The sequence below is a fragment of the Streptomyces sp. P17 genome, from assembly GCF_032436805.1.
GTDB lineage: Bacteria > Actinomycetota > Actinomycetes > Streptomycetales > Streptomycetaceae > Streptomyces.
Map to the genome: position 1 here is coordinate 1 of NZ_JAVRBF010000362.1, position 419 is coordinate 419.

Below are 419 nucleotides of genomic sequence, written 5' to 3' on the forward strand. Positions count from 1 at the left end.
GATCAGCTACATCGGCACCCTCTACGACCAGGGAGCTAGCGCCGACCAGATCACTGCGGCCACGAAACGCGCCCGAGACGAGTGGGTGCGCGGCGCAGTCGCGATGGGTAAATCGAAGGACGAGGCGGACAAGCTGGCCGCCGCCTACTTTGCGATCCCGGACGACGTGAGGACGCAGATAGCCGCGACGGGAGCGCCGCAGGCCACGCAGATCGCGGACAGGTGGAAGGGTCTTTTGGCGTCGATCCCGGAGGAGGAGCGCACACGATTCCTCGCAACCCTGCACGGCAAGTCGGCGGCTGAGGTGGAGTCCGCATTCCAGCAGCTTGCTCGTGACCGGGCTGCGCAGATCAAGGTGCGCTACACCATGACGAACAACATCCCGGAGATGCGGACCTCTAGCGGACTCGTCGCGACGG

General features: G+C 65.4%; 1 protein-coding gene. It reads left to right on the plus strand.

Annotation, left to right across the window (positions count from 1 at the left end; genetic code table 11):
* Positions 1 to 419, plus strand: a 419-nt coding sequence (locus RMT89_RS41295; protein ID WP_315888894.1) for a hypothetical protein, incomplete at both ends; no start/stop codon positions are given.